General features: G+C 59.7%; 24 protein-coding genes and 1 tRNA gene. 14 read left to right on the top strand and 11 right to left on the bottom strand.

Features of this window, described 5'->3' with window-relative positions; genetic code table 11:
• Position 1: 1 nt before the first annotated feature.
• Positions 2 to 511 carry a DUF892 family protein gene (locus V3B64_RS04190; RefSeq protein WP_329913673.1) on the bottom strand — a complete coding sequence of 170 codons (510 nt, stop codon included), beginning with the start codon at positions 509 to 511 and terminating at the stop codon, positions 2 to 4.
• 140 nt (positions 512 to 651) lie between these two features.
• On the opposite strand from V3B64_RS04190, the gene V3B64_RS04185 reads away from it, so the two are divergent.
• A complete protein-coding gene (locus V3B64_RS04185) occupies positions 652 to 2,505 on the top strand; it encodes a YbhB/YbcL family Raf kinase inhibitor-like protein (protein WP_329913672.1) in 1,854 nt (617 codons plus the stop codon).
• 44 nt (positions 2,506 to 2,549) lie between these two features.
• Here the strand turns inward: V3B64_RS04185 and V3B64_RS04180 are convergent, their stop codons facing one another.
• Positions 2,550 to 2,927: a response regulator gene (locus V3B64_RS04180; protein WP_329913671.1), complete on the bottom strand. Its 378-nt coding sequence runs from the start codon at positions 2,925 to 2,927 to the stop codon at positions 2,550 to 2,552.
• 160 nt (positions 2,928 to 3,087) lie between these two features.
• Between V3B64_RS04180 and V3B64_RS04175 the strand changes: the two genes are divergently transcribed.
• Together V3B64_RS04175 and V3B64_RS04170 are read left to right on the top strand one after the other, a co-directional pair.
• Positions 3,088 to 4,230, top strand: a complete 1,143-nt coding sequence (locus V3B64_RS04175; RefSeq protein ID WP_329913670.1) for an ATP-binding protein — start codon at positions 3,088 to 3,090, stop codon at positions 4,228 to 4,230.
• Position 4,231: 1 nt separating this feature from the next.
• The gene (locus V3B64_RS04170) at positions 4,232 to 4,588 is read left to right on the top strand and encodes a response regulator (RefSeq protein WP_329913669.1); all 357 of its coding nucleotides are present in this window, start codon (positions 4,232 to 4,234) and stop codon (positions 4,586 to 4,588) included.
• A gap of 21 nt (positions 4,589 to 4,609) precedes the next feature.
• Here V3B64_RS04170 and V3B64_RS04165 read toward each other — a convergent pair whose 3' ends face one another.
• The 4 genes from V3B64_RS04165 to V3B64_RS04150 form a co-directional block, all read right to left on the bottom strand.
• Positions 4,610 to 5,092, bottom strand: coding sequence for a BLUF domain-containing protein (locus V3B64_RS04165; protein ID WP_329913731.1), 483 nt, complete (start codon positions 5,090 to 5,092; stop codon positions 4,610 to 4,612).
• A 116-nt stretch (positions 5,093 to 5,208) separates the two neighbouring features.
• Positions 5,209 to 6,981 (bottom strand): anti-phage-associated helicase HerA, encoded by a 1,773-nt coding sequence (gene herA, locus V3B64_RS04160; RefSeq protein ID WP_329913668.1) that lies wholly within the window; start codon positions 6,979 to 6,981, stop codon positions 5,209 to 5,211.
• Positions 6,978 to 8,279 carry an SIR2 family anti-phage-associated protein gene (locus V3B64_RS04155; protein WP_329913667.1) on the bottom strand — a complete coding sequence of 434 codons (1,302 nt, stop codon included), beginning with the start codon at positions 8,277 to 8,279 and terminating at the stop codon, positions 6,978 to 6,980. Before V3B64_RS04155 ends, herA begins: the two co-directional genes overlap by 4 nt.
• A complete protein-coding gene (locus tag V3B64_RS04150) occupies positions 8,276 to 8,464 on the bottom strand; it encodes a hypothetical protein (RefSeq protein WP_329913666.1) in 189 nt (62 codons plus the stop codon). The genes V3B64_RS04155 and V3B64_RS04150 overlap by 4 nt, the downstream gene beginning before the upstream one ends.
• 373 nt (positions 8,465 to 8,837) lie before the next feature.
• Between V3B64_RS04150 and V3B64_RS04145 the strand changes: the two genes are divergently transcribed.
• The 5 genes from V3B64_RS04145 (at position 8,838) to V3B64_RS04125 (ending at position 16,626) form a co-directional block, all read left to right on the top strand.
• The gene (locus V3B64_RS04145) at positions 8,838 to 10,238 is read left to right on the top strand and encodes a site-specific integrase (RefSeq protein WP_329913665.1); all 1,401 of its coding nucleotides are present in this window, start codon (positions 8,838 to 8,840) and stop codon (positions 10,236 to 10,238) included.
• A 1,006-nt stretch (positions 10,239 to 11,244) separates the two neighbouring features.
• Positions 11,245 to 12,342: a hypothetical protein gene (locus V3B64_RS04140; protein ID WP_329913664.1), complete on the top strand. Its 1,098-nt coding sequence runs from the start codon at positions 11,245 to 11,247 to the stop codon at positions 12,340 to 12,342.
• A gap of 219 nt (positions 12,343 to 12,561) precedes the next feature.
• Positions 12,562 to 13,518, top strand: a complete 957-nt coding sequence (locus tag V3B64_RS04135; protein WP_329913663.1) for a hypothetical protein — start codon at positions 12,562 to 12,564, stop codon at positions 13,516 to 13,518.
• Positions 13,519 to 13,579: 61 nt separating this feature from the next.
• Positions 13,580 to 15,364, top strand: a complete 1,785-nt coding sequence (locus V3B64_RS04130; RefSeq protein WP_329913662.1) for an AAA family ATPase — start codon at positions 13,580 to 13,582, stop codon at positions 15,362 to 15,364.
• Positions 15,361 to 16,626 carry an ATP-dependent helicase gene (locus tag V3B64_RS04125; protein WP_329913661.1) on the top strand — a complete coding sequence of 422 codons (1,266 nt, stop codon included), beginning with the start codon at positions 15,361 to 15,363 and terminating at the stop codon, positions 16,624 to 16,626. Before V3B64_RS04130 ends, V3B64_RS04125 begins: the two co-directional genes overlap by 4 nt.
• A 21-nt stretch (positions 16,627 to 16,647) precedes the next feature.
• Here V3B64_RS04125 and V3B64_RS04120 read toward each other — a convergent pair whose 3' ends face one another.
• A complete protein-coding gene (locus V3B64_RS04120; protein WP_329913660.1) occupies positions 16,648 to 16,986 on the bottom strand; it encodes a helix-turn-helix transcriptional regulator in 339 nt (112 codons plus the stop codon).
• Between the two features lie 111 nt (positions 16,987 to 17,097).
• On the opposite strand from V3B64_RS04120, the gene V3B64_RS04115 reads away from it, so the two are divergent.
• The 3 genes from V3B64_RS04115 to V3B64_RS04105 all read left to right on the top strand — a co-directional run bounded on the left by V3B64_RS04115 (position 17,098) and on the right by V3B64_RS04105 (position 18,606).
• The gene (locus V3B64_RS04115) at positions 17,098 to 17,871 is read left to right on the top strand and encodes a hypothetical protein (protein ID WP_329913659.1); all 774 of its coding nucleotides are present in this window, start codon (positions 17,098 to 17,100) and stop codon (positions 17,869 to 17,871) included.
• Positions 17,872 to 17,953: 82 nt separating this feature from the next.
• Positions 17,954 to 18,265: a hypothetical protein gene (locus tag V3B64_RS04110; RefSeq protein ID WP_329913658.1), complete on the top strand. Its 312-nt coding sequence runs from the start codon at positions 17,954 to 17,956 to the stop codon at positions 18,263 to 18,265.
• Positions 18,266 to 18,318: 53 nt separating this feature from the next.
• A complete protein-coding gene (locus V3B64_RS04105; RefSeq protein WP_329913730.1) occupies positions 18,319 to 18,606 on the top strand; it encodes a hypothetical protein in 288 nt (95 codons plus the stop codon).
• Positions 18,607 to 18,659: 53 nt separating this feature from the next.
• Here V3B64_RS04105 and V3B64_RS04100 read toward each other — a convergent pair whose 3' ends face one another.
• Positions 18,660 to 18,992: a GrlR family regulatory protein gene (locus tag V3B64_RS04100; protein WP_329913657.1), complete on the bottom strand. Its 333-nt coding sequence runs from the start codon at positions 18,990 to 18,992 to the stop codon at positions 18,660 to 18,662.
• A gap of 170 nt (positions 18,993 to 19,162) precedes the next feature.
• On the opposite strand from V3B64_RS04100, the gene V3B64_RS04095 reads away from it, so the two are divergent.
• Entirely contained in the window at positions 19,163 to 20,185 is a 1,023-nt protein-coding gene (locus V3B64_RS04095) for a toll/interleukin-1 receptor domain-containing protein (protein WP_329913656.1), read from the top strand.
• Positions 20,186 to 21,255: 1,070 nt separating this feature from the next.
• Here the strand turns inward: V3B64_RS04095 and V3B64_RS04090 are convergent.
• Both V3B64_RS04090 and V3B64_RS04085 read right to left on the bottom strand, forming a co-directional pair.
• Positions 21,256 to 22,743, bottom strand: a complete 1,488-nt coding sequence (locus tag V3B64_RS04090; protein ID WP_329913655.1) for a site-specific integrase — start codon at positions 22,741 to 22,743, stop codon at positions 21,256 to 21,258.
• An 84-nt stretch (positions 22,744 to 22,827) separates the two neighbouring features.
• Positions 22,828 to 22,917, bottom strand: a tRNA-Ser gene (locus V3B64_RS04085).
• A gap of 124 nt (positions 22,918 to 23,041) precedes the next feature.
• Between V3B64_RS04085 and V3B64_RS04080 the strand changes: the two genes are divergently transcribed.
• Entirely contained in the window at positions 23,042 to 24,112 is a 1,071-nt protein-coding gene (locus V3B64_RS04080; RefSeq protein ID WP_329913654.1) for a DUF4241 domain-containing protein, read from the top strand.
• 81 nt (positions 24,113 to 24,193) lie between these two features.
• Here the strand turns inward: V3B64_RS04080 and V3B64_RS04075 are convergent, their stop codons facing one another.
• Positions 24,194 to 25,186 carry a LysR family transcriptional regulator gene (locus tag V3B64_RS04075; RefSeq protein ID WP_005410175.1) on the bottom strand — a complete coding sequence of 331 codons (993 nt, stop codon included), beginning with the start codon at positions 25,184 to 25,186 and terminating at the stop codon, positions 24,194 to 24,196.
• 122 nt (positions 25,187 to 25,308) lie between these two features.
• On the opposite strand from V3B64_RS04075, the gene V3B64_RS04070 reads away from it, so the two are divergent.
• Complete coding sequence (locus V3B64_RS04070; protein ID WP_201116706.1) at positions 25,309 to 25,896, top strand: NAD(P)H-dependent oxidoreductase; 588 nt, start codon at positions 25,309 to 25,311, stop codon at positions 25,894 to 25,896.
• Positions 25,897 to 25,974: the final 78 nt, after the last annotated feature.

Raw genomic sequence — 25,974 nt, 5'->3', positions numbered from 1 at the left:
TTCACTTCTTCGCTTCAACGCCCGGCGTGGCATCGCGGACCATGAACTCCTCTGTGATTTCGGGCAGGTGGGCCGCCAGCCAGTCCGCCATGGCCTCTTCCTGGACCAAAATTTCTTCACAGACCCGGGCAGTCTCAGCATCGCCGGCGGTCTTCGCTGCGGCGATCAGCGCGGTGTAGGACGCGATTTCGAAATGCTCGAAGACGTAGCCGGCCATCGCGCCTTTGACGATCTCATCGGATGCCGTCATGCCTCCGACGGCCTGACCGAAGGCTGCCATCTTGCCCATCACGTCCTTGAGGGTGGACGGCGAGCCGCCCAGGCGCTTGATGCACCCTTCCAGGAGCTCCCGCTGACCAATGGTTTCTTGGATGTGTTCTTCGATGCGAGCCTTCAGCACCGGGTAGTGCTCGATACGGGACGCCTGCCCCTTGAGCATGGTCTCCGCCTGCTGCTCCATCGCGTGTGCGTCGCGCAGCCAGTCCAACAGGTTTTCTTTAAACTCTGCCATGAATGTCCTCATCTCGTTTCGGGCGAGGCCTCACTGTATCGATGTGGCGATGCGGACCAAGCGAGGCCCAAGTGAAGGATCAGCGAACAGCCTAGGCAGTTGTCATACCGAGCTGTCGCAATGCGGAGACCCATTGTCAGGTGAACGTCTTGCATGCATTGCATTCGCGGGGCATTGACCTGGCTGGCCGCATCCTGAACGCTCCTTTGCGCAAGGCCGTTCCCATGTCCCGAACAGCGCTCCTTCTTTGTTTGTTGGCACCCACCCTTTCCTTCGCCCAGCAGGGGGATGGAACCGACGTCCAAGCCAACGTTCACACGTTCAAACCGGACAAAGTAGACGCCACCGCCGAGCGCATCCAGGCCTTGAAGGTGCCCAGTGGCTTCCAAGTGCGTCCATTGGCCCAAGGCCTTCAAAATCCCCGGATCATCGCCGTCGCACCGGATGGGCGGATTTACGTCTCTCGTCGGGACCAAGGCGACGTGCTGTTGCTGGAAGATGCAAACGAAGACGGGGCGCTCGATGCCGAGCCCAAGGTGGTTTTCTCTCGCCCAGGCGCACACGGCTTGGCCATCGGCAACGGGCAGCTCTATGTCGCCACCGCCAACGACGTGTATCGCGCCCCCTTGCGTCCGGACGGCACCCTCGGTCCAGAGGAGCGGATCATCAACGATCTTCCCGACGGCGGCCAGCATCCGAACCGCACGTTGGCCTTTGGCCCTGATGGAATGCTCTACATCAGCGTGGGCTCTTCCTGTAACGCATGCAACGAGACCAACCCAGAGCACGCAGCGCTGCTGAGATCTTCGCCGGACGGCAAGAGTCGGTCTATCTTCGCCAGCGGGCTTCGCAACACCATCGGGTTTGCGTGGGATCCCAAAACCGGTGAGCTGTGGGGCATGGACCACGGCATCGACTACCTTGGCAACGACGAACAGCCTGAAGAGCTCAACCGCATTCAGAAGGGCAAGAAGTATGGTTGGCCCCACGTCTGGGGCAAAGACGGGGTAAACCCCCAAAGCACCCCGCCCGGCCAGATCAGCAAGCAGCAATGGGCGGCTACGAGCGAACCCATGGTGCTCGGCTACACCGCCCACGCCGCGCCCATGCAGATGCTGTTTTACACCGGCCAGCAGTTCCCGGCCACCTACCGTGGGGATGCCTTCGTCACGATGCGCGGATCATGGAACCGCAAACCTGCGTCGGGCTACGAGGTCGTGCGCGTCCGGTTCAACGCCGGCAAGCCGGTCGGATTCGAGCCCTTCCTGACCGGCTTCTTGGTCGACAACGGTCAAGCCCACATCGCACGGCCGGTGGGCCTGGCCATGACCAAGGGCGGCGCATTGTTGGTGGGCGACGACGCCAACGGCGTCATCTATCGGGTGACGTATGGCCAGGGCCAAGGCTCCGCTTCCGCCTCTATCACGGTGCCCAGCGGCCCCTTGATGGCCCAGGTCAACCAGGGGTCTGGAGTGCCGTTGGCCAAGGATCGGATTGGCAAGGCGGATGGCTTGGAGGTCCGCTCGCCGTCGTTCTCCTCGGGCCAGCCCCTGCCTCCTCGCTTCAGCGCCTATCACGACGATGCATCGCCCGCCCTTTCTTGGAGCCCGGTGCCTGGCGCGAAGTCTTATGCGCTGATCATGGAGGATCCCGACGCGGCCAACGTCAAGCCCTTTGTTCACTGGGTCGCCTACAACATCCCCGCCAGCACCCTTTCCTTACCAGAAGGGCTCCCGGTGGATCCGCGACTTCTGAAGCCGGAGGGGATGTTGCAGGGGTCGAACAGCCGAGGGTCCGTGGGTTACTTTGGGCCGAAACCGCCCGTTGGCGATCCCCCGCACCATTACCACTTCCAGGTGCTGGCGCTGGACACCATGTTGGACCTGAAACCGGGGGCGACGCGGGACGAGGTGCTCAAGGCCGCAAAGGGACGGATTCTGGGCGTCGGCGAGACCGTAGGCACCTACCAGCAGACTGTGCCCCCGTTGAAATAAAAAAGGGACCCGAAGGTCCCGACCGGTGTCCGAGGTCAGGAAACTCAGTGAACCTCCAGTTCCTGGCACAGGGACTGGAGGGAGGCGGCGATCTCTTTCAGGCGAAACGGCTTTTCAAGAAACGGCGTTTCTTTGAAGCGCTCGGGCAACCGATTCGCACCAAGTCCGGTGGTGAACAAGAACGGCACGCCCAACTCAACCAGGCGATCGGCCATCGGGTAGGACTCCACGCCGTTTAAGTTGACGTCCAGCACTGCGACATCGAAGTTTGCTTCCTCGGCGCAGGCTAGGGCTGTTGGCAGATCTTCGGCCGTCACGGAGACCTCGTAACCGACCTGGCCAATGGCTTGTTCCAAGACCATCATGAGCGTGGGCTCGTCCTCCACAAGGAAGACCCGCACTGCCTTTCCATCCGATCCCATGACTTCCTCCCTACTTTCGCTCTGCGTGGTTGTGCCACGATCAATCAGTGTGGGCCCCCACCAGGTTCAGTTTGTGAAGAAAGCGTAAAAGGGCAACAGCCATCACTCTTCTACACTACGATCCCTGTCGCCCTTCGGTGGCTTTGCCGAGAGGATGACCATGGCCCAAACCACGAAACCGAAAACCGATTTGAGGGACGAGTCCAGGCAGTTCGCCCTTCTGGTGAACTCGGTCACCGATTACGCGCTTTACATGCTGGATCCCACGGGGTTGATCCAGACGTGGAATCCTGGCGGGCAACGCATCAAGGGCTACGTGGCTGCGGACGTGGTCGGCACAAGTTTTTCCCGGTTCTATTTGCCTGAAGAAGCCGAAGCTGGCATGCCGGAGCGGAACTTGCGAACCGCGGCGACTGAGGGTCGTTACGTCGCCGAAGGCTGGCGTCTGCGGCAGGACGGAACACGGTTTCGCGCCAGCGTTGTGATCGATCCCATCTGGGAAGACGGCGAGTTGGTGGGGTTTGCCAAGATCACACGCGACATCACCGAGCGTTTTGAAGCCCAAGAACAGCTCCTCCAAGCCCAGCGGGATCTGCTGCAGGCGCAGAAGATGGAAGCCATTGGCAAGTTCACGCTGGGCTTGGCCCACGATTTCAACAATCTGTTGACCATCGTGGCCAACTGCCTTGATCTCATCAGTCTGAAGGTGAAGGACGGGGGTGTAGCCAAACTCATCGATACGGCGCAGCGGGCAGCCGAGCGTGGAGCCCTTCTTACTCGACAGCTCCTGACCTTCGGCAAGGGCCAAGCCCTGGTGCCGGAGCCCGTGGACTTGGCGGCGATCATGGCCGAATGCGAGGCCCTTCTCCGCCGCTCCGCCGGCGACGCGATTGCGTTGACCGTCGAGGTTTCCCGGAGTCTGCCGACTCTGTCGCTGGACAAAGCGCAGCTCGAGGCTGCAGTTCTTAACTTGGTGTGCAACAGCCGCGACGCTATGCCGAAGGGTGGCACGATTTTCATCACCGCCTCTGCGCGTCGCACCAAGGATCCTTCGGTGGCCGACGCTGTCGAAAAGCCCTACGTCTGTTTGAGCGTCCAGGACAATGGCCACGGCATCGAGATGGAGCACCAAGGCCGCGTATTCGAGCCATTTTTCACCACCAAACCCATCGGAAGGGGCAGTGGGTTGGGCCTGAGCCAAGTGTTTGGCTTTACAGCCCAGTCCGGCGGATTCACTGAGCTCCAAAGCGAGCTTGGCAAGGGAACCCGCGTCAACGTTTGTTTCCCCGTTCCAGAGTATTGAAATGCCTATCCATGTTCTTTTTGTAGAAGACGAAGACGATCTCCGGACGGTGATTGCGGAAGCACTGGACTCGCAAGGGTTCCAAGTAACGACGGCCAAGGACGGGGATGAGGCCATCGCCCTGCTCCGCGGCGAAGCGAAGTTCGCGGTCGTGGTGACCGACTTCAACATGCCCGACAGCGCGTCGGGTCTGGACGTGGCATTGGAGGCCGCTTCGGCCCAGCCTCAAGCCCGTGTGATGCTTGCTTCAGGGCTTCAGCGGTCGCAGCTGCCGCCCCTTCCAGGCGCAGTCCGCTTCTTGCCCAAACCTTACCGCTTCCGCCAACTCATCACGGCGATCCACGAAGACCTAGGCTGACTAGGCGAGCTAAGTGCGCGCTCAGTCCGGCGGCAGCTGGAACTCTTTCTCTTGCCTCCCCACCAAAGCCCGCCGGCTCACCAGGAAGATCAGGCGGTCGATGGCCGTCGCATTGAGTGCCTCGCCGTCACCGCGCACCTTGAACCCACCCCAGTCGCTCACCGCGACCTCAGTTAGCTCCTTGACCTCCACGGGAAGCCAGCGCATGGGCCAATAGGGCAGCCGGCGATCCGTGACCGACCCCCGCTGCAACTCAATCACGTCGTGGTGACTAGAAGCCCCTAGAGCGCGGGAAAGTGCGACATCGACGCCGTCGGGCGGGCCCTCTAAATACTGCAGAAATCGCGTCCCGTCGAACAGCAGGACGCCGCTGACGCCGGCATCGCGATTGAAGCGCGTCGCGTCGTCGACCAGCTCTTGGAGCTTGCCGCTTCGGAGACCGAGCAGATCGCCCCGCAGTGTATCGGAGGCTTCGCTGACATAGACCACCGCTCTGATGGGCATTTCACGCTCCTCATCGATCGTCTGAAACCCGCCCCCATCGGAGCGAACGTTGAGCAAAATGCTTTTCGATTCCGCATCGTAGCTTATGTCTTCTGCCACACCAGCCGCAGGCCGGGCTACAGCAGGTCGTTGACATCGAATCCGTCGTCATCGCCTCCAGCAGCCCATTGATTGAACCGCCCATCCTCCGATCTGGGCAGCGGACTCGCCGTCGAGGCCTTGATGAGAGTGGCCATCTGTAGGCTTCCCCCAAAGGCCAAAGCATTCTGGCGGGCCAGACCAGCGATGCGCCGGACTTCCCGCTTGTCCGCCCATTCACTCGCTGACTGGATGGCGGAAAGGTCCTTTTCAGAGGACAGCCTGAAAGAGACCCAGGTATTGCACTGGGAAAGCACCGTGGGGGATATCTCTGAGGGGCGCTGCGTGCTCAGCCAAAGTGCCAATCCAAACTTGCGCCCTTCTTTCGCCAGACGTTCATAGGCCAAGGCGTTGTTCACCGCCTCGTCGCCCGTTCCCATCTGGCGAAGGTAGTGATGAGCCTCCTCCAGCACCAAAAGGGTCTCCTTCTTGTCCTCCTGCCCCCGCCTGAAAAGCTCGAATGCATAGAGTTCCAGGACAGCCCCCAGAACGAATGGCGTCAAGTCGTGCGACACCCGGCGCAAGTCAACGATATGCACCCGCCAGTCCACCTCATCCCCGCCAAACAGCCGTTCCACGACCGCCTTTGACTCGCTTCTCCAGTTGAGTGCACCACCACAGCCCGGCCCGCCGTCGACATTCACCACGTCTTTGAACATCTCGTCATCCACGAATCGGGCGATACGGGTGATCAGATAAGAGATGTTTCCATAATGGAATGCGCTACGTTCCGCCTGGAACTTGCCTGGGACAATGGAGTGGCTATCTGCGATCAACGGACCAAGGGCCTGCATGGGAGGCCAAGAGAAGGCAGGCGGGGGTGTTCCGGCGCGCAGACTGCCGATGATGGCCTGGGCCTCTGATACGCGGTCACTTCTACAGTCATCGAACAACGAAGCTTGTGTGTCCGCCGCTAGGCCCACGCCACCCGACTCTGGGAACCACTTCACTTGGTTGAGGTGATCCAAGGCAAAGGTCAGGGCGGGCCGTTGAGTCTTATCGCTCGGCAACAACAGGCGTTGCAGGCCCAAGCGACCCAACGCGTAGTAGGGAATGCGATAGCTGTTTGGTTCAGTTCCTCCGATACGGGTGACTTGAATCGCCCCCGGAGGATAGTTGGCAGCCGGGAATGCATCTTCGTATTCGCCGTTGATGTCGAAGATGACCACCCTCGCCTTCGGCATCTTGGCAACCTGCTGGAGCACGGCCGCAGTGAAGCAGCTTTTCCCTTGGCCAGAACTTCCGAGCACCGCAACGTGCCGGGACACCAAGCTTTCCAGATCCACCATCAAGCGACCGCCGCCCCGCAGATCGTCACCCAAGTGGATCCCTGCAGGAGAGGCATCCACACTCCCCAAGATCGACGAAAGCTCGTCGGCTGTCAGCGGGAATGCCTCAGCACCCAGCGCCGGGGAGGAAAGCGAATCGGATACGAAGATCAGTCGTCCGGCGTCACGCCTCAGCCGGCCGACCACGATGCCGGTGAGATGGCGTAACGGTTCGGATGAAACCGAGCTGCCCGAGAGCCCAAACCGGTGAACCTCCTTTGGTTCTGCAAAGGACAACGATTGGACCTTCATCACCAGCAGTCTTCCGCCCGACTCGAGCCCCAAAAGGCTCCCCACTTCAGTGACCACCGAGACCCCATGGGCATGAGCTGCCAGTTGCCCCCGATGAACGTCCATCAGGTTCAAGGTGATGTCCACACCATCGATTTGGACAACGTAGCCTATGGCTTGGCGGCTCCTCATTCCTGGTCATCCCCCTGCGCATCGGGCCTCTCAGGGGTCAATCTTCGACGCAGCTCTGCCAGCTCCTGGTCGTAAACCGTTGGATCGGGAAGATCGTTTGCCAATGCGCTGGTGTAGGCCCTGTCGCCGCCGCCAACGATGGTCAGCCGTGGGGTCTGAAGAGCAAGGAGCCTGCGCACGGTCTGCGGCAACGAGGCTGCAGCCGGGTCCCCTTGGAACTCCGGCAGGTAGACGACCACCTGGAGCGTGGGATTGAGCAAGGCAGAGCGGATGAGTCGGTTGATGTGTTCGTCGCCAAAGCCGTAGCCACTGACGATGAGCGCCGTTTGCGGCCGGGCCATGAACTCGGCAAACCGACGTAGCAGCTCCCCCATCACATACCCGACGGTCTGAAGGTATTTGGCCGCACGCGGCAGGACCAAGTAGCTCAGCCGCTCTGCGAAGCCGGTCAGGAATGTATGGATATCGCGCCATGCCTCGGACGCTGGCACCTCATACAAGTTGTGCTCGACTTCTTTCCACGTCAGTGAGCCGTGGAGCTTGGCCAAGTAGATGTTGTAGACGCCAAAACGGGCTTCGCCTTTAGCCTGGGCATTTCGGAACCCGAGGTCGAAGCTCTGGGGTGAAAAACGACGGCTGTGCACGCCTAAGAAGCCATTGATGACCTGAAGGTCGACCGATTCGGCAGCCCATTCGATCGCCAGGTCATAGTTGGTCGTAAACACCCACGGAGCCGGCTGGCCGGGCTGTCGGGCGGCGGTGAGCTTCTGGAGGATTGAGCGGTGGGCCCACAGTTCGTCTGCCAAGTCAGCGCCCAATGGCGACGCCCACCATTCCTTCTTCAGCGTCGCAGCGTTCACCACAGCCCTGAAAAGTGCCGTCCTAACCTTCTGGGCCTCGGCTAGCTCCTGGCTACCTTGACGTTCCCACTCCATTATTGCGATTTCGAGCCTGTCCAACAGGACTTCAAAGTTGGGCAGACTTGAAACAGGTGGAGGGACGAACGGATTGGGTGGGATCAGCACCGCTCCGGGTGGAAGCGGAAGAGGAGGAAGTGCCGGCAATCTCCTCTCGTCGTCCGAAATGAGCCTCTGGGCAAGAAGCCATTCGGCCTCGGTCGGACTGTCTCTAAGAAAGCTGGTCCACAGCATCCTCATCGTCTGCCCACCAGCGGAGCAGGATGCACCTGCCCCCAGGAGAAGGCCGACATTCTCTAGCCGCAAAAGCGACGCTAAGTAGGCCTGCAGCTCCACCTCATCCTTAATCGGCTGACCGCCCCGATACGCCGTGATGCTCATGCGCGCTCCTGATTCGTCTCAGACACGACAGTCGCCTTGAAGTCCGTCACCAACCAGCCAAAGGCGTCGGAGAGAGCATCGGCGATACCCCCCAGGTCATCGCAAGCAACTTGGACTTCGGATGGAAGTCGCGTCGCATTGCCATCCGTTTCCCAAACGATGTCATACACACGAAAGACGGCCATGATTCCCTTCCGCTGTTTGAAGCCAAGCCGCTCCCTTGCACAGCTGAGCGGATATCCGTATCAAAATAGGCTAACAAACAAACGTCCGTTCAGCAACCATTCACTTACTCTAGCTGGCGCAACCGACCATGTTGTTAGTTAATACACTGCAAACAGTACGCAATTGACTGCGAATATTCACCCACATTTCGATAAAAACACCTTGTTTTAAGCCATTTCGTTCGGATAACGGAAATTGGCAAATCGACCAGCGTCTCCAGAGGAATTTAGACACCTAGTGTTGTTTCCTCCATGCGCAGATTTTTGTATCAACCGGGTTGACGAAATTCGGCTTTGTTTTATCCCTACTTCCATCTACCGATGGAAGTGAACCATGACCACCCTACCCTCCGCAGCACTCAGCAACTACATCGATTCCCCCTTTGGCGTCCTGCATTTAGAGGGCATCCACATCGGGCGTTTCCGCATCGATCGCGCCGTCATTCAGGGCCGGGAAGCCGCCCTAAACCTTCAAGAACACATCTTGGCGGCCTTGGATGAAACGGGTCGTAAGAACACCCTGAAGCGCGGCACTCGGTATCCCGAGCCGTTGCCGATGGGAACCCCGGCTCGCCCCTTGGCTAAAGAGATCGACGACCACCTGGATGACATGCGCCGCCGGCAGTTGGATCCAAAAACGGTGCTGGCCACCGAACGAACGCTGAAACTGCTCTTGCTGACGTGTGGGAACATCTCCGCCTGCCGAGTCGACTACGCCCACATCAAGGAACTCTGGAAGCTGCTTCGGTGGGCTCCCAGAAATCTGGTCTCTGACCCGCTTCTCAAGGACCTGACGTTCAACGAGGCAATCGCCCTGGGCAAGAAGCAAGACGTTGCTCCACTGGCTGCCGCCACAGAGGAGCGGCACCGTCGGTTCCTTGTCGCCTTCTTCAACCACCTGGTGAACGGGCAAGCCATTACCACCTCCCCCATGAAGGCTTTCCGGAAGCCCAAGAAAGATCACACCATCGACCCCGACAAGGCGATTCGCCTTTTTGAGGATTCAGACCTGCAGGCCATCTTCGACCCGGCCACCTTCATCCCGTGGGCGAAGAAGCCGCAACATTGGTGGGCACCCATGCTCGGCTTGTATACCGGTGCAAGGGTCAATGAAGTGTGCCAGTTGAAGCTCACCGACATCATTGAAGAGCGCGGCATCTGGTGCATTGCGTTCCAGAAAACCATAGACAAGGACTTGGCTGCCGATCCGAAGAAGAAACGGCGCAGCCGACAAAGCATGAAAGGCAGTGGTTGCATGCGCATCATCCCCATTGCCAAGCCGCTATTGGACGCAGGCTTCTTGGAGTTCGTGGAGGACATGAAAGCGACCGGGCACCCCCGCTTGTTCCCCTTGCTCTCTGCTGGCGTGAACCGCGCTACGGGGGAGACCAATGCGCGTTACAGCCAACAGTTCGTTGTCGACTTCGGGCGATACCTAAAGGGCCTTGGGTTTGAGAAGGGAATCGGGTTCCACGCCTTCCGTCATACGATCGCAACCGAGCTCGATGTCAACGATGTTCCTGAGAAGGAGATTGCGTTGATCACTGGCCATAGCACCGATCCCCGCGACCGGGTCCAGGTGCTGCGCTCGCACTACCTGCACAAGCGGCCGCAGGTGACGCGGAGCAAGCAGATCAGCGCCCTTGAGCTCTACCAGCCCAGCGTAGAGCTGCCGCGCTATCAGCGGGGGCAGTTCGCCAAATGGCTGGCCGATTCCAGCAGGTTCTATCCTTGATCCGCCTTGGTGCCCTTCCCGGCGGTGACACGCGGAGCTGCCGCTTACCTCTTCAGGAGCTGTATGAAACGCATCCGAGCCACCTCCACCAGATGAGCAACCCTTGACAAGAAAGTTTGTCGCGCTAGAAAGCTATTTTTAGGCAACGACCATGAGGCACGAGTCACTGCGTCAATACCTTGAGGCACTTGGAGTTGTCTTGGAGCGAACGGGAACCGGATCATGGACTTCATATCCGGTTGGTTCGGCTGAGGACGCGCTGGTGTTTTCCACGCTTAAAGCGCATCGCAGGCATTGGGAGATAAAAGCCGCAGAGGCTGTCGGCAACCTTCACATTGCGCGCGCTTTGGCAACAGCTGCCACGCAGTTCTCGAAAAAGGATCGCGCCCACTACGATGCCTGGGTAGAGGGAAGAAAGAAGGCTCCCCCCCAAGCAATACTGGATACGCGTATTGCCTCCCGATCGTGTCCCGACACGTGGATGGAAGAAGCGCGGGACCTGTCTCGCAAGTATGGCTCCATTCAGGGAGTAAAGATTCGAGCGCTTCTCATGCAAGCGCGCGATGAACAGCGGCTGCAAGACCTAAACGCATGCTCTTTGGCCGGCGTTGCCTAGCCCAGCTAACTTGCAGTGAGTAGCTGATGGGCGGCAAAGGGGCGACGCATCAAGCACGATCCTCATTGCCAGCGCGGGAAGATGTCCACCTTACGGCACTGGTAGCATCCCGACCGCACAAGCACAGACACCTCTTTCCGATCCAGCGCAGTTGCTGCATCTGCAGTGACTCTAATGCATTGGCCTTCACAAATTCCGTCATTTCGCGGTAGATTTCGTAGTAGATACTGCGTGCTCTACCGGGCGGGCGCGCCACTCTTTATACGCGCCGCCTTTCCTCTCACATGAACTCTGCGAACCCGTGCTATGAACGAAGAATGGCTGGAAAAGGATATCGCGAACCAAGTCAGGCTACTGATTACTCGTCGGCTCGGGACTGTGGAACATAGCGTGGATCCGACTCCTTTGGCCGGAGCGCTTCAGATCGCGGCTGGAGACGTTTTTGCCCTGAATAGCGATGCAGCGCTTGACGAGGAGGAGATCACGTTCGCGCTCCTAGGTGCCTTTTCATCCACCATCCCTTCAATGGCCAGCTGGTTTCCAAAATATTTCACCCCTTCCTTTCAATGGCAACGATATGGGAAGAGCACTAGAGGCGCTGGAAGCGAAGGTGCGACAGGGGCGGACTACGCCCTGCTCATTCGACTATCAAACAACTTCGCACGCGCGGCAATCTTCCAAGCGAAGAAACTTGGAAAGGATCTTGGAATCGACCTGAGCTCAATATCACCGTTCCGGGCCATCGAAAATCAAGAATCAATATATCCCGAACCGCAGATCTTGCGACTCGCGAGGAACGCGAGGAGCATCTCCTCAGGAATGACTAATGATAACCTTGACTGGGTCCATTTTGCTGCTTATGGCGTTGATGGGTGTTTTTGCACGCCCCTCAGTGATCACACGGCCTTAGTCACACACTATGGAGATATTCAGGAGGTCCTCCGTGAGAAGCTCGTCGCTCTCCGGGATAGTTTAGAGAAGATGGCCAACGAAAGCCGAATAAAAATAGTAGAGAAAAGGACTGAGTGGATGGCGTTGCGGAAGAAAATGCCTGCCGGGGCTCAATCGAGTCCGCCGCCGCGCCTCCCCAACAGTGCACGTGTGCAAGACGAGATCAACAGAAAGCTTAAAGATACTGCATCAGACGAGTGGAAGGACCATATCAAGACAAAACTTCCGACATCCGCGAACAGCCAAGAGTTGATCCATATGCTTGCGCTCGGAGCGTCGGTGCCTCCAGGAAAGCCAGCAAAGGGGTGGTTGAACTTAGAGAGCAAAGAGGCAATAAAAAAGTTTGAAGATAATGCGCTGACGACAATCAACATCGTCCAGATGAGCGTCGCAGCTGAACTCACGTTGGATTTCTCCCCTAAAGCTCAGGCGATCATGTCGCAGCGCGAGAAGGTCGTCCAACGACTTCAGGCTGCTACCGATGAGATGAAGAGTCGGGAGGCAAAGGCAGGCACACAAGCACCCCAAGGCATGTAGGACAATAGCCAGGCACCTCTTCATATCCGCTTCTTGGGGCTAGACCCAACTTGTAAGCACAGCTAGAAGCTTCGAGGGCGAGCTCTCGTGCGCCCTCCAGCATGCCCAGATCCGGAAACCGTCCGCCCATCCCCCTGCAGGCTCACCCGAAAATGCTATTTGAAGCCCCTTTCCTTGTCCAATATGTCCTATCCTCCAATGAACTAGGAGGGGTGGGTCATGCCGGAGCATCCGATATACCGTAACGCGCTCAACGCAATACAGGTTGGTGTGGAGGATTTCAACGAAGGGTCCCCTCCCCGCCTATCTTCAGCCGTTCGAAATCTGACTGCCGGCATCCTACTCCTGTGTAAAGAGAAGCTACGCCGCCTGTCGCCCGAAGACGAGATATTGATTTGGAAGCAAATCAGCCCTGCGCTGGATGACGATGGGAAGGTGGTCTTTGAGGGGTCCGGAAGGACGACAGTTGATGTCTCTGAGATCATTTCCCGATTTAAGTCGCTCGGCATTGAGGTGGACGCCAGCCTCTTGCAGCGGATCACGGGAGTCAGGAATCGCGTTGAGCACCATCACGTCGACGATGTGGGTCAGATCCGTGGTGCATTTGCCGACGGCCTTCTTTTTCTGTCTCAGTTCATGCCTAAGCACTTGGGCGTCGACCCTCAGGATGAGATAGAAGAGGACGCATGGTCCCTGCTTGTTGAAGAGAAGGAGATCGAAGATCGCCTCCGAGCAGAGTGCAGGGCGTCTTATGCTCAAATCGACGGTCCTACCTCGCTAACGGATGCTGTTGAACGCGAGGGATGTCCTGAATGTAGCTCCCAGTTGGTCAGGCAAACCCGACCAGAGAACACCAACCCATTCGAGGCCCAATGGGCGTGCAGAGCTTGCGGTCACACCAGCTCAAATCAGGAGTGGCTTGGCCGCATACTTCCTAACTTCTTTGCTGGCGCAAGCTTCCTGGCTGCAAGAGACGGCGGGCCAGACCCCTTGGACACCTGTCCCGAGTGCAACGAAGAGGCGTATGTTCATGAGGAAGAGATGTGCCTCGCTTGCGGCTTTGAGTTGGGGCATAGCGAGTGCGCCGTCTGTTCAGAGCCACTTGGCCTAGATGAGTATGGGCAAACAATCTGCTCATATCACCGCTATGTGGCTGACAAGGAGCGAGACCGTTAAATAGCAGTAAGAAAGCAGTGATTCGTGAGGAAGTCCGTGTCCGACAATGCCCGGGGAAATCATGAGAGTTGCAGATCTTTCCATCCACAACTTCCGTGGCGTGAGTGAAGGCTACTTACGCTTCAGCAAACACGTGGTGCTGGTTGGGAGCAACAACACTGGTAAAACCACTGTTATCGAGGCGCTCACTCTACTCCTTGGAAGAGACCGTCTGATACGAGACTTAACGGAGCACGACTTCTTTGGGTCAGATCCGCAGCCCGATGACCGCATCAAGCTGATCGCGACGATCACAGGCTTTGACGGCAACGACCCCAATCGACACTCCGAATGGTTCAGAGATGGACGTGCCGTCCCCAAGTGGCTAGACGACGCGACGGGAACGATTCATCCATTGCCAACAGAGACCGCCAAACACCTCTGCTGCCAGATTGCAGTCCAGGCGTATTTTGACCGGCTGTCACTCACCGTGGAAGTCGTGCGCTACTTTCACGATCACGATGGCGCAATCGATCCGTTCGATGAAGACTCGCCCGTTGCGGTGCCCAGCCGACTCATACAGCAGTTTGGTTTCTTCCTTGTTAGGGCAAGTCGGACTTGGGACCGAGTGCTGTCGTGGGGCAGCGAGCTCTTTCGCAGGACGCTACATGCGGCAGCCGCCCAGCCAGCTGGCGCTATTCTTACCCAGCGTGATCAACTTCGATTGCCTGAAGCCGCCATTGAGGAGGACAAGCAGATTGCGCCCCTAATCAACAGCGTGAACGACGAAGTTGCACGGTGTATCGCAGGCTCCCCTAAGCTGAAGCTTCGTGTCACCTCCACGGACAGCCGCTCCGTGTTGGATGCCGTGGCACCCCATTACGCTGTGCCGAACGGGCCTAGCGTGCCCGCTGCCCGCCAAGGGAACGGATTGATTTCGTTGCAGGGACTGTTCCTTCTCCTGGAGCTTGGAAGACTGCGTGCTGAAGGCGGCGAAGGCTTCACCATGGCTTTGGAAGAGCCAGAGCTTCATCTGCCCCCGGCAACCCAGCAGCAGATTGTGCTGAGGGTCCAGGCACTGTCCTCACAAACATTTGTTACGACCCACTCTCCAACCATTGCCGCGATGGCTGACCCTACCTCCGTTCTACTGCTCAGAAACACTGGCGGGATTTTGACTGCCAAGCCATTCTTAGAGAAGAACCTCGATGGCCAAGCGGCTAACTGGCAGCGCAAGTTCTACCAGCACAACCGGACAGAGGTCATCAATGCTCTCATGCACTCGTTTGTGCTTGTCCCTGAGGGCCGTTCAGATCACCTGTTGCTGCAGACGCTCCTTAAGCCGCTGATGCTTAGGCAAGGCTGGGCCGGCGAGCATGCCCACTCGTTCGGGCTGGAAGTCGGACTCGTTCCTACTGAAGATGCCAAGGTTGTTGAGACTTGGACCGACCTTCAGCGGGTGCATCCCCGCGTCTGCTGCCTTGTGGACGGCGACGGAGAAGGATTCCGATACTCCGCTGAACTGGCTCGGGCCGGGGTTCCTCCTGGCGCTGTCATCAGGTGGCCCGATGGTCAGATGCTTGAGGATGTCTTGGGCTGGATTTTGTCTGCTGATCCAGCTTCGATTGTGTTGATCGGGCAAGAGATCCCCGAGCTGGCGGATGCTGATGTGAACAAGGTTGTTGCCCATGCGAAAGCGAAGAAGTGCGACCTAGTGCTCTACGAAGCTATTGCCGAGGCCATCGTCAACAACGAGGCATGCAGAGGGCGAGCGTCGGATCTGTTCGAGGGCATCGCATTGGCTTGCGCCGATCTAGAGAGCCCCCGCTTTAGTCGGGCCGAGAACGTTTGGGTGTTCCAGCCATGACCGTTACCGTCTTTTCGGGCGGGGCCGGCAGTGGAAAGACATACCAGCTGATGCAGAAGCTTGCAGAGGTCATTGCGGAAAAGCCCTTGGAGGATGGGCGTAAGGTTTTAGCACTCACCTTCATGCACGGTGCTCGACGGCGCTTAGATGACCGACTCGCCCGGGTTCCGGGCGTGGAACGTCGTTACGAATGCGCCACGCTGGACAGCTTCGCCGCCCGGATTGTTCGACGTTGGCAGTCGCTGGCTACCCAGGAGCAATACGGCGAGCCGCATGAGTCCGAATACGAAGAGACGTGCCGGGTGGCCGCAGCCCTTCTCAACCACCGCCAGGTTGTGCTTTGGGTAAAGGCGTCATATCCGGTCTTGATCATCGACGAGGCCCAGGATCTCTCTGTAAACCGCCTTGATGTCGTCCGCCACCTTGCAACGGAACTGACAACGCTCATTGCTGCCGATGAGTTCCAGTGCCTGGATGCTGCCCTTCGACCGAACCCTGCATGGGGCTGGCTCCAACTCCAAGAGGACCACGTAAAGCTAGAGCGGACGATGCGCACAAACGTGGGTTCATTGCTCACCGCCGCCGCGGCACTGAGGTCTGGCCTGGAACTCCCGAGCGGCCCCGGGTTTTCGTTCAGAGCGACGGCGAACGCAGCACTGGCGTCCACCTTCTTGAGCAACCAGATCGCATGGAAGGTGAAGGGGAAGTCCTTGGCGGTTATATCCCCCGTAGTGAAGGCCTTCGCAGAAGAAACTGTGATGGCGTCCGCCGCCAAAGCCACCAAACAAGGCAATGGGCCCTATCGAGTCGATTGGGAACAGGCTGAGGAAAAGGTCGTGGAAGCACTCTTGGCTCGGATAGCTGCTCCCGATGTTGCTACGCCTGCCGAGGCCCTGGAGGCAGTGAGAGCAATAGGCGATCACATTCTCTACAACGATTTCTCCAGCTGGGTCGACCGGCTGATTCGAACCAAGCGTGACGTAGCGATCTCTCGAGAGATGCTTTCAGCCACCGTCAAACAGATTTGCGCAAACCGTGCCAGATTCCAGCGCTCTTCCGACCTCGGCTACAAGGCCATGTCTGTGCACAGGGCAAAGAATAGAGAGTTTGACTACGTTGTCGTTCTTTGGCCTGCGGCAACGTCAGGAGACAGCGAACAAAAGCGCCGGTTGCTCTACAACGCTGTGACGCGGGCAAAAGTGGAGTGCTTGGTCCTTGTTCAGGCGAAGAAGCACCTCGACGCTCCGCCCTTCAAACAGTAGTCAAACGCTCTCTCGTCCCGTTTATCGCTCCGTAGATTCTGACAGCTCGCGCAGCCTCTTCAAAGCTTCCTTCTGCTTGGACACTGGAAGTTTGGCGACCAAGAGGATGACTTCAGCCAGCGTGTCCGAGGTTGCGTGGAAATACGCCACCGGTAGGCCGAGGGCTTTTGCCAAAGCCTGAGAGGTGGCCGGGTCAGGGTCGTGCTGCCCCGTCTCGTATCGGCTCACTCGGGTCGCTCCAGACACCGAGTCCACCATCCCAATGCGCTCGGCCAGCTGGGCCTGAGTCCAGCCTTTCGCGACCCGCGCACTGCGCAGGCGCTTGCCGTAGACCGTGGCGGGCGTCTTGGGTTGCGGCATCCGGATTCTTGCACCACAGCTGAATTCCCTCCAAGTCTGACGGTTGGAACCGGATTGCACATCTGCGATTATCGTAAATGCCGCCGGCTTGGCGGTCTATAGGGGCTGCGAATGAAGAACCAAACGAGGATGGCTGCCGGCCTGGCTGCCGCGCTGCTTCTGGCCACCCAGGTGGCGGCCGCACAGAGCCACCCCGAGCAAGAAGAAGCGCCAAACCGTCCCGGTTTCTTCAGGCAGCTGGGCACCAGCTTGAAAAACGCTGGCGGGCAGATGGTTGGGGTCCAGCCGGGCCAAGGGGGCTCCAAGCCGAGTGCCAGCGCTGGGGCCATCTACGCCCCGCTCAGCGGGCCGGGCAAGCTGCCTGGGCTCTTCAAGACGGACAACCACCAGTTTGCCCAGCAGGGACGGCTCGACTGGCCTCGGGTTGCCTTGTCGTTTCAGGAATGGGGTGCGTCGTTGCCTTGCTGGACCGTCGAGGCTCGGATCTGGACCAGCCCCTCGTCGTCCACCACTGAGACCTTCCGGACCTGTTCCACGGCAGCAGTGACGGACACGGATGATCTTGGCGACACCGCCGAGCTGAACACGTCGGCCCTCTGGAAGGGTCGGGACACCCTTACGGGGATTCGGGTGCCTGCGGGGAGGGCCAATACGGGGGCCAGCCGCTCACCAGGCCCCAACCCGCCCGCTCAGCCGTTCGTCGTCAACGTGTCCCGTCCGGGCGTATCCGACCGAGCCGTCGATGTGGCGCTCCGGGTCGCCTGGGTCTCCGGTTTCATTCAAACCAGCGACCTCCACCCGGGGGCGTCGGGGCTCCTGACTCCGTTCAAGGACTCTCGCATGTGGATCGCTGGATTCAAGGCCGAGGGCAACCGCGACAAATAGTCCGACGCGCATGCCTCCCTAGCCTCACGGGACGGCAGGCTCCTGCCGCCCCTCCCTATCCAAATCAATCAAGGATTGAGCAATGAACGCAAGGTTTCCTCTGGCCGGCTTGGCCGTTGCACTCACGCTGACCGGCTGCGGTCGCCCGCCTTCCAATGACGATGCGCAAAAGGCTTTGGTGACCCTCCTTGAGCAAAGCGGTGCGGGTCACATTGCCGCCGTCCAGGAGTTCGAGCTCAACGGATGCGTCGAAGCGAAAGACGCGGCCGGCTACCGGTGCGATACGAGCGGCAAGGTGGCCGTCAACATCGGAGGTCGGCAGGTCCCTATTCCTATCGGTAAGAACCTGAGGTATGCGAAGGAAGACGGCACATGGAGGGCATACGCCAAGTGAGCACCCTGCCTCCTTCCCTGTCGACCCAGCCGCGCCCGACGCTTCGTAAGCTGATGACTCCACGACAGAGGTTCTTTTGGTGGTATTCGCTGACCTTGCTCCTTATGGGACCTTTTGGGTTCATTGTTGGGCCGCTTATGGCCCGGCGAGGAACACGGAAGGTAGAGCGCCTCAACCCGACGGGAGCGTGGGAAGCTCGGCAGCGCGATCACGGGTTCACGTGGTGGCAGTGGTGGATCATGACCCCGCTCACACTGCTGGGTGCTGGATGGGTCTTCGGCCTGCTGAGCGGGTTGCCGATGGTTCTTCTAGTGTTGTGGATACAACTGACCCAAGCCTAAGCTGGTGCCGGATCCAAGAAGGCCCCCAGTTGGGGCCTTCTCGCTTATGAGGCTTAAACCGCGGGGGCCAAGTAACGCCCCTCGACCGCGATAGTGGCTTCCGGCCGTCCAACGATGCTGTCCTTGGCACTAAAGCCGGACGCGGTGGTATCACCCCGGAACTCAAGCTCGAACTGGTCAAGCCCGCCAAACACGGATTCAGAGCTCGGATCCCAACGTTTAATGGTCAGTCTGGCCGCAAAGCCTGCGTCATCGCTTTGCTTAGATCCTGAATACGTATATCCGGAATCCCCGCCATTGACTCCATCTCCCTTGAATACGGCGATGCCCTCGCCCACTCCCTGCATGTTCGACGAGAAACGAACATGGTAAATGCCATCTTTCATTGTCGCACCTCCGCTGGGTAGGAATAGCGATTAGATCACGCTCGAGTCTCATTCGGTGCGACACCTGAAGCACCAGCTGAGAAGGGCCAGAAGAGTTGTTCAACGAGCTCGACTCTCTTGTTTTGGATAGAATCGATTCTACGAGTCTTTCGTCCCGCGCCTTGAGGAGCATGATCTTGCCCAGCGTCTTCTTTTCATACTGCCATGCCGACGAGGAACTACGCGATCAGCTCGAGAAGCAGCTCGCGATGCTTAAGCACCAGGGAATCATCGAAACATGGCACGACCGCAGGATCGTCGCAGGCCAAGAAATCGATAAAACGATTGATGGGCACATCAACAGCGATGACATTATTCTTCTTCTCGTTAGTCCTGACTTTCTTGCCTCGCCTTACTGCTATGAGCGGGAAATGACGCGTGCGCTGGAGCGACATGATTCGGGTGATGCGACCGTGATCCCCGTCATCTTGCGGGCTTGTGAATGGCACCACGCTCCGTTTGGAAAGCTGATGGCTACCCCAACCGATGGCAAGCCAGTAAAGCAGTGGGCTGACCTGGACGAGGCTTTCCTACAGGTGGCCAAGGCCGTTCGTGCGGCGGCAACTAAGCGCGCACGACAGTCAGACATGACCGAGAAGCCCCGAGCATCCGCTTCGACTGCCCCACTGCTCGACCGTGCGACAGTGCCAACCGAGGTGGAGGACGGCAACCCGGAAGCACTGTCCGGCCCACGCTCCAGCAACCTCCGGTTAGCTAAAGCGTTTACGCAGCGGGACAAGGACCGCTTCAAAGCGGAGACCTTTGAATACATTGCCAAGCATTTTGAGAATTCGCTCAGCGAACTCCAGGCGCGCAACCCCGGCTACGAAGGCACGTTCCGACGGGTGGACGCCAACCGCTTCTTCGCCACCATTTATGAAGATGGACATGATGTGGCCAGAGCGACCATCTACATGGGTGGGATGCTCGGGGGCATCCACTACATGCAAGGCGAGACGCTTGACAGCAACTCCTACAACGAAGCTCTCACCGTCAGTCACGACGATCAATCCTTGTTCCTCACGAGTATGGGAATGTCTGCGTTCGGGTCCAACCGCGATCAAAAGCTGACCCAAGAAGGCGCGGCAGAGCTCCTCTGGGAGCAACTAATCGGACCGCTTCAAAGCTCTAACAACCATCCCAGGAGGCGCTGAGGTGATTTCGACAGCTGAGTTCCACGTGGCAAGTGCAAGTTCCTGCACCCCGCTTTCGCTGCTCCTTCCCAGAAGCCACTTAGACGAGCCATTGCTCATCGGGACCTCAATGAACGGGAAGAGTGCCTGTCTCATGTTGAGCGGACCCCATCAATTTTCCTGGTTTGAATCAGAGGGAGCGGATCGCTGGTTCGGATTAGCATGTCCCTCGGTTCGTATCGAGATGGATGAGACTAGTGTCTTCAGTCCTGACTACACCCAATCCGCCTTGGGCAACCTCATACGGAAGGGAACTTCCTTGGCAGTCTGCGCCAAATCCCGTGAGTTCAGGGGCCAGGACTTCGTAATGGTCGAGAACAACCTACCCTCCACGGGGGAGGTTTCTGCCGGTTTCACCCGATGGCAGGTCGTGCTTGGTCATGGACACGACAAGAAAGTATTGTTCGAGATTGGACCGTCCGCCAGTGTGGAGCTCCCCGCCACACGTTAGGAAAACGGAATGAACGCGCTAGCCGCGCATCGTCCGGTGCTAGGTAATGACCCATTTGGGACACAACCATCCTGATGGGCCACGCCACCTTTCTATTCTTCGGACCTTTCGGCTTCGTCGTCGGACCGCTCATGGCCCGACGCGCGAGGCGGAAGGCTGCCCCAACCGATTGAAGCACTCGCTGCTCAGGGACGAGACACCCGCTCCTCTTGGTGGCAGTGTCAGTCATGACGCCCCTGACGCTGTTGGGCGCTGGATAGTTCTTTGGCCTGCTGAACGGGCTGCGTTTCCCGCAGCAGGTCTTGGATATCAGTGACATCGGCGCGGTGCTGGGCACCAGCTCTGCGGGAGGACACGGCAAATCCCCTCTGCCCAACCACAGGTAAGGCACTCTCAGCTCAAACGCCGTCTCAACGAGTCTGAAACGTAGTGCAGCCGAGTTGCTGCGACGGCGTCAGCTCCGGGTCCGCATCACGCATGCGGACGATACCTTTTCCCAGAATGTTTGCGCCTGCCGTCATAGCGCCGTAGGGCAATCATCGTTCGCCGACCGCACACGCATTGAACGTGCCGTGCAGGCTCAGTCGACCCGATCAAGTTCAAAACGAAGCGCCGATAGACCGGGAGAGTGACTGCCCAGGCCATGCAGCTTTTCAGACGTTTTGAAGTCCCGGCTGTAAGTCGAGTGGTGCTCATCGTCCAGCTCGTGCCCAACAATCTGTGCTCGAAGTTCTGACACCACACCAGCGCCCTGAAGCTCCTGGATAAACGTCTTTCTGAGCGAGTGGAAACCTCTCTTCGCAGGCTCCCATCCCTTGCCAACCTCGGCCAAGTGCCTGCTAAACGCCTTCGTAATCCAGTTGCCCTGCCCGTTCACCGCCGTGGCCTTGGCAGCAGGGAACACCCTCGTCTGACCAGCCTTGCGCTTGTCATCGATCCATTCCAAGAACCCCGTTCTGAGGAGCTCGGGATGTAGCGGGACCGTGCGAATGCTCACCTCAGTCTTCACCTTTTGGTGCTCGCCCTCGTCTGATATACGGATGCAGGAGATGCCGTCCTCCTCAAACACGTCCTTGATAAGAAGCTGTCCAACCTCAGACGCCCGGGCACCCGTGTAGAGTCCCAGGAGCGAGGCCCAACGGGCCGATTCCGACAACTTGGCCAGCGCCTCGGGGGCGAACAGGGCTTGGATCTGGGCGCGATCATACGCCTTGAAGCCCAGCTTCTTCCGAGACCGCTTTTCTCTCTGGGAGTAGCTCACGTGACCGGAAGCAGGGTTGTCTCCACGGGGGTAATGGCCTGACGCCATGGCCCATTCAAAAAAGCCTCCTCGTCCACCGATATACGACTGCTTGTTTGTGAGGGTCGGGGTCGAAGCGCCCTTGTCACGCATGTCCTGATACCAGCGGGCCAGGTCCGAACGAGTGATGGCATGGACCTTGGCCTTGGGTCCCAAAAACGCCACCAACGCCTCGATGGCCGTCTTTTTGATCGTGAATGTTTTGGGCAGCGAGGAAGGCTTGAGGGTGGCCAGAAACGCGTCCCGCGCCTTACCAAGGGTCATCGTTTCGATGGCCGCTGCCGGTGCTGCCGGGGAAGACATCGTTCTCTGCGGAAAAACTGCTGACGGCGGAACAAGCAAAGAAGTCACCGGTGACTGTTTCGCCACCGCTGCTCCAGCCATCGCCTCCAACTCCATCAACTGTCGATAGAGCTTGAGGTCCTTGGGGCTGTCGATCTGCCACTGCTCCACCACCGTTCCGTCCGGCTGGCGGGTGCGGTTGAGCGTCAGCTCCTGAAGGTTTTCCGCGCTCGTCAGGCGAGCAATGAGGAGGTCGGCGTCCGTTTTGCTGAGCTTGGCCACGCGTTGATCCGTCAACTGTGCGAAGAGCCGAGCATAGCCCGCCCCAAGCACGACCGCACGCACGTGGGCCTGGGCAAGGTCTTTGGTCTTGAGAGTCCGCTTGATGAGCCGGCAATCGAGCACGGCTTGAAGGTCAACGGGGACGCGCTGAACGAAGGACCAGCGGCCGGTCGATGACCGGCTCAAGTGATGTGGGATGCGCATGCGAGTGTTTCCTCTGCATGCTTCCTGCTTTCCGATCAGCTCAAATCGTTGATTTCAATTTCAAATCAACGATTTAGGAGTGATTGGCGGAGAGAGTGGGATTCGAACCCACGGAAGGTTTAACCCTTCGCCGGTTTTCAAGACCGGTGCCTTAAACCGCTCGGCCATCTCTCCAATCGGGTCCCGGTCGCCCGGGCAGCGGCGTATTCTCGCACGTGAAGGGCATTTGCCCAAGACCACCCTTGCCCCCGCCCTTCGCATCCGGCACGGTGGGGCCTTCACTGCAATCGGAGCCCCCATGGCCCACCTCGATCTGGCCAACCTGCGCACCCCCCTGCTGGACGACACCCAGCTGGCCGCAGTGGCCCTGCACCGCACGTTCGCCGGGCACCTGCCGGTCAGCAGTGGGCATCTGGTGGTCTGCGATCCGCTGGTCCAGGCCGAGGCGCCCGCGCTGGCCGACTACACCGCCCCGCTGGGCCGGCATCCGGTCGAGATCATCGTGCACAGCGGCCGCCCGGCGCTGGCCGTGGTCTGGTTCAAGCCCCGCGAAGCCCTCACTGCGTCTGCCCTGCACTGGCAGATGGCACGCTGGACCACGCAGGACCTGACCGGCCTGGATGAGGACAGTTTCATTGGCTATCCGGTCGACGCCGGCATCGGCTGCTTCATGGATACCAACACTCAGCAGGCACTGCTGGCCCTGATCGAACAGACCGATGGCGACGAAGACAGCGAATGGTCGGATGCGCTGATCGACCATGACGGCCTGGATGAAGGCGCCGAGTACCGCCCCTGGGGCGAGGACTCTCCACACGGCCTGGTCGTATTCACCAGCGGCTGGGGCGACGGCGTCTATCCGAGCTACTGGGCGCTGGATACCTCCGGCATTCCGGTCGCCCTGGTCACCGACTTCCTGTGCATCCAGGGCGGTGACGGGCGCGACGAGCGCGAGATCGCCGACCAGGCCTATCGCGACAGTCTTCCACCCGAAGAAGCTGAAGCGCTGGCACGGCTGGTTGCCGCCGTGGACCGCGACGACCCGGATGCGCTGCGAGAGCTGTTGAAGGATGCGCCACAACGCGCCAACCAGATCGAACCCGGTTGCGGCGGCACCGCCCTGTTCGAGGCGATCCGCCTGGACCGTCCACAGGCACTGCGGGTGCTGCTGCAGGGTGGCGCGTTGCCGGCAATGCCGGAGCGCCTGCACATGAGCAAGGTGACCAGCTACATGGACTACGCCCGCTTCCTGAAGAAGCCACGCAGCGCGGAACTGATGGCGGTACTGGAAGCACCGGTCATTGCCGAGCCCAGGCCAGCCACACCGCCGCGGCGCAGCTTCTGGGATCGGCTGTTCGGCCGGAAGTGACCGGGGCCGGAAAGCAGCAACGCCGGGCATGGCCCGGCGCTACCGTTTCACAGATCGGCGGTGCAGTTGCGGCCAGGTGCCTCAGCCCGCATCCACTGCCAACGCGCCCAGCGCACTGGCCTTGATCCGCTCCTTGGCCTTTTCACAGGCGCCACCGCAATCCAGGCGCGAGGCCTCCAGCTGCGGCGGCAAGTGCTCGGCCAGGAAGTCGATGAACACGCGCACCGCCGGCAGCAGGCCGCGGCGCGAGGCGAACACGGCGTGACACACGCCCTGCGGCAGCGACCAGTCCGGCAGCACCACTTCCAGTTCGCCGTTGCGCACCGCATCGGCGCACACGGTTTCCGGCAGCATGGTGATGCCGAAGCCGTCCTTCACCATGCTCTGCAGCAGCGGGAAGTCGAAACCGGCCACGCGCGGCTGCAGGTCGACCCGACGAACCTCGCCTTCCGGGCCGTGCAGCTCCCAGCGCTGGCGGGCTTCGTCTTCGCTGATGCTGAGGGTGACGTGCTGGGTCAGCTCTTCAGGATCCTTCGGCCGGCCGGCGCGATCCAGGTACTTCGGGCTGGCCACCAGCAGTTCCTGCACCTGTCCGAAGCTGCGCATCACCAGGCTGCCATCGTCGTCCAGGCGCGAGCGCACGCGCAGGGCCACGTCGTAGCCTTCATTGATGATGTCCACGCGGCGGTTGCTGATGTTCAACTGCAGGCGCACCTTCGGGTACTGCTCAAGGAACTTGGGCAGCAGCTTGGGCAGCTGCATCTGCGCCAGCGATACCGGCACGCTGGCGCGCACCACGCCGCGCGGTTCCGCGCTGAGGCGATCCACCACTTCGCGTGCGGCCTGCGCCTCGGCCAGCATCGTCTGCGCGTGGCGGTGAACGCTGGTGCCGACATCGGTGACGGCGAAACGACGCGTGGAGCGCTGCAGCAGACGAACGCCCAGGTCGGTTTCCAGCTGGCTGATGCGGCGGCTCAGGCGCGACTTGGGGATACCCAGTGCGCGCTCGGCGGCGGCGAATCCGCCATGGTCGACCACCATCGCGAAGTAGTACAGATCATTCAGGTCATGCATGCCCGAGTTCCATATCTAGAACAATACGTGGCATTCAACCACCTTTATTCCGCCTTTGCAACAACCTATCGTTCTCTCCGCCGGCGGCAAGTCCGCCACCTCTCCCGAACATAGGTACTGCCATGAAGCTTCTGCACATCGACGCCAGCGTGCTTGGCGACAACTCCGTCTCCCGCCACCTGACCGCCGCCGTGGTGGCCCAGTTCACGCAGCAGATCGACGGCCTGCAGGTTGATTATCGCGATCTTGACGCCAATCCGGTACCGCATCTGCGCAGCGGATCGCTTGCCAGGACCGACGCTGCCGAAGCCGCCGATGCTGAACAGGTACTCGAGCAGTTCCTTTCGGCCGATATCGTGGTGATCGGCGCGCCGATGTACAACTTCAGCATTCCGTCCACCCTGAAGGCCTGGATCGACCGCGTGGCCGTGGCCGGGCGCACCTTCAAGTACACCGAGAACGGCCCGGTCGGCCTGGCCGGTGGCAAGCGGGTGATCATCGCCAGCAGCCGTGGCGGCATCTACACCGATTCGCCCGCGGACTTCCAGGAGCCGTTCCTGCGCCAGACGTTTGCCTTCTGGGGCATCAACGATGTCGAGTTCGTACGCGCCGAAGGCATCGCCTACTCGCCGCAGCACCGCGAAGACGCCATTGCCGGCGCACTGGCTGCGCTGCCGTCGCACGAAGCGGCCGAGGCCGCTGCTGCATAAGCGTTCCAGCGTTCGGCGCCGCTCTCTCCTCGTCTGGGCGCTGAACGCGGGCCGGGATCCCCTCCCCCATCCCGGCCC

This window comes from Stenotrophomonas sp. SMYL86, from assembly GCF_036320025.1.
In the GTDB taxonomy this organism is placed as follows: domain Bacteria; phylum Pseudomonadota; class Gammaproteobacteria; order Xanthomonadales; family Xanthomonadaceae; genus Stenotrophomonas; species Stenotrophomonas maltophilia_A.
Note: the sequence above shows the minus strand (reverse complement) of the source record. Positions and strands in the feature narration are given on the sequence as shown.

What these genes read in the sequence shown, in the direction of transcription:
- V3B64_RS04190 (WP_329913673.1), bottom strand. Translation starts at nt 511, where the DNA reads ATGGCAGAGTTTAAAGAAAACCTGTTGGACTGGCTGCGCGACGCACAC.
- V3B64_RS04180 (WP_329913671.1), bottom strand. Translation starts at nt 2,927, where the DNA reads ATGGGATCGGATGGAAAGGCAGTGCGGGTCTTCCTTGTGGAGGACGAG.
- V3B64_RS04175 (WP_329913670.1), top strand. Translation starts at nt 3,088, where the DNA reads ATGGCCCAAACCACGAAACCGAAAACCGATTTGAGGGACGAGTCCAGG.
- V3B64_RS04170 (WP_329913669.1), top strand. Translation starts at nt 4,232, where the DNA reads ATGCCTATCCATGTTCTTTTTGTAGAAGACGAAGACGATCTCCGGACG.
- V3B64_RS04165 (WP_329913731.1), bottom strand. Translation starts at nt 5,092, where the DNA reads ATGCCCATCAGAGCGGTGGTCTATGTCAGCGAAGCCTCCGATACACTG.
- herA (WP_329913668.1), bottom strand. Translation starts at nt 6,981, where the DNA reads ATGAGGAGCCGCCAAGCCATAGGCTACGTTGTCCAAATCGATGGTGTG.
- V3B64_RS04155 (WP_329913667.1), bottom strand. Translation starts at nt 8,279, where the DNA reads ATGAGCATCACGGCGTATCGGGGCGGTCAGCCGATTAAGGATGAGGTG.
- V3B64_RS04150 (WP_329913666.1), bottom strand. Translation starts at nt 8,464, where the DNA reads ATGGCCGTCTTTCGTGTGTATGACATCGTTTGGGAAACGGATGGCAAT.
- V3B64_RS04145 (WP_329913665.1), top strand. Translation starts at nt 8,838, where the DNA reads ATGACCACCCTACCCTCCGCAGCACTCAGCAACTACATCGATTCCCCC.
- V3B64_RS04135 (WP_329913663.1), top strand. Translation starts at nt 12,562, where the DNA reads ATGCCGGAGCATCCGATATACCGTAACGCGCTCAACGCAATACAGGTT.
- V3B64_RS04130 (WP_329913662.1), top strand. Translation starts at nt 13,580, where the DNA reads ATGAGAGTTGCAGATCTTTCCATCCACAACTTCCGTGGCGTGAGTGAA.
- V3B64_RS04125 (WP_329913661.1), top strand. Translation starts at nt 15,361, where the DNA reads ATGACCGTTACCGTCTTTTCGGGCGGGGCCGGCAGTGGAAAGACATAC.
- V3B64_RS04120 (WP_329913660.1), bottom strand. Translation starts at nt 16,986, where the DNA reads ATGCCGCAACCCAAGACGCCCGCCACGGTCTACGGCAAGCGCCTGCGC.
- V3B64_RS04115 (WP_329913659.1), top strand. Translation starts at nt 17,098, where the DNA reads ATGAAGAACCAAACGAGGATGGCTGCCGGCCTGGCTGCCGCGCTGCTT.
- V3B64_RS04110 (WP_329913658.1), top strand. Translation starts at nt 17,954, where the DNA reads ATGAACGCAAGGTTTCCTCTGGCCGGCTTGGCCGTTGCACTCACGCTG.
- V3B64_RS04105 (WP_329913730.1), top strand. Translation starts at nt 18,319, where the DNA reads ATGACTCCACGACAGAGGTTCTTTTGGTGGTATTCGCTGACCTTGCTC.
- V3B64_RS04100 (WP_329913657.1), bottom strand. Translation starts at nt 18,992, where the DNA reads ATGAAAGATGGCATTTACCATGTTCGTTTCTCGTCGAACATGCAGGGA.
- V3B64_RS04095 (WP_329913656.1), top strand. Translation starts at nt 19,163, where the DNA reads ATGATCTTGCCCAGCGTCTTCTTTTCATACTGCCATGCCGACGAGGAA.
- V3B64_RS04090 (WP_329913655.1), bottom strand. Translation starts at nt 22,743, where the DNA reads ATGCGCATCCCACATCACTTGAGCCGGTCATCGACCGGCCGCTGGTCC.
- V3B64_RS04080 (WP_329913654.1), top strand. Translation starts at nt 23,042, where the DNA reads ATGGCCCACCTCGATCTGGCCAACCTGCGCACCCCCCTGCTGGACGAC.
- V3B64_RS04075 (WP_005410175.1), bottom strand. Translation starts at nt 25,186, where the DNA reads ATGCATGACCTGAATGATCTGTACTACTTCGCGATGGTGGTCGACCAT.
- V3B64_RS04070 (WP_201116706.1), top strand. Translation starts at nt 25,309, where the DNA reads ATGAAGCTTCTGCACATCGACGCCAGCGTGCTTGGCGACAACTCCGTC.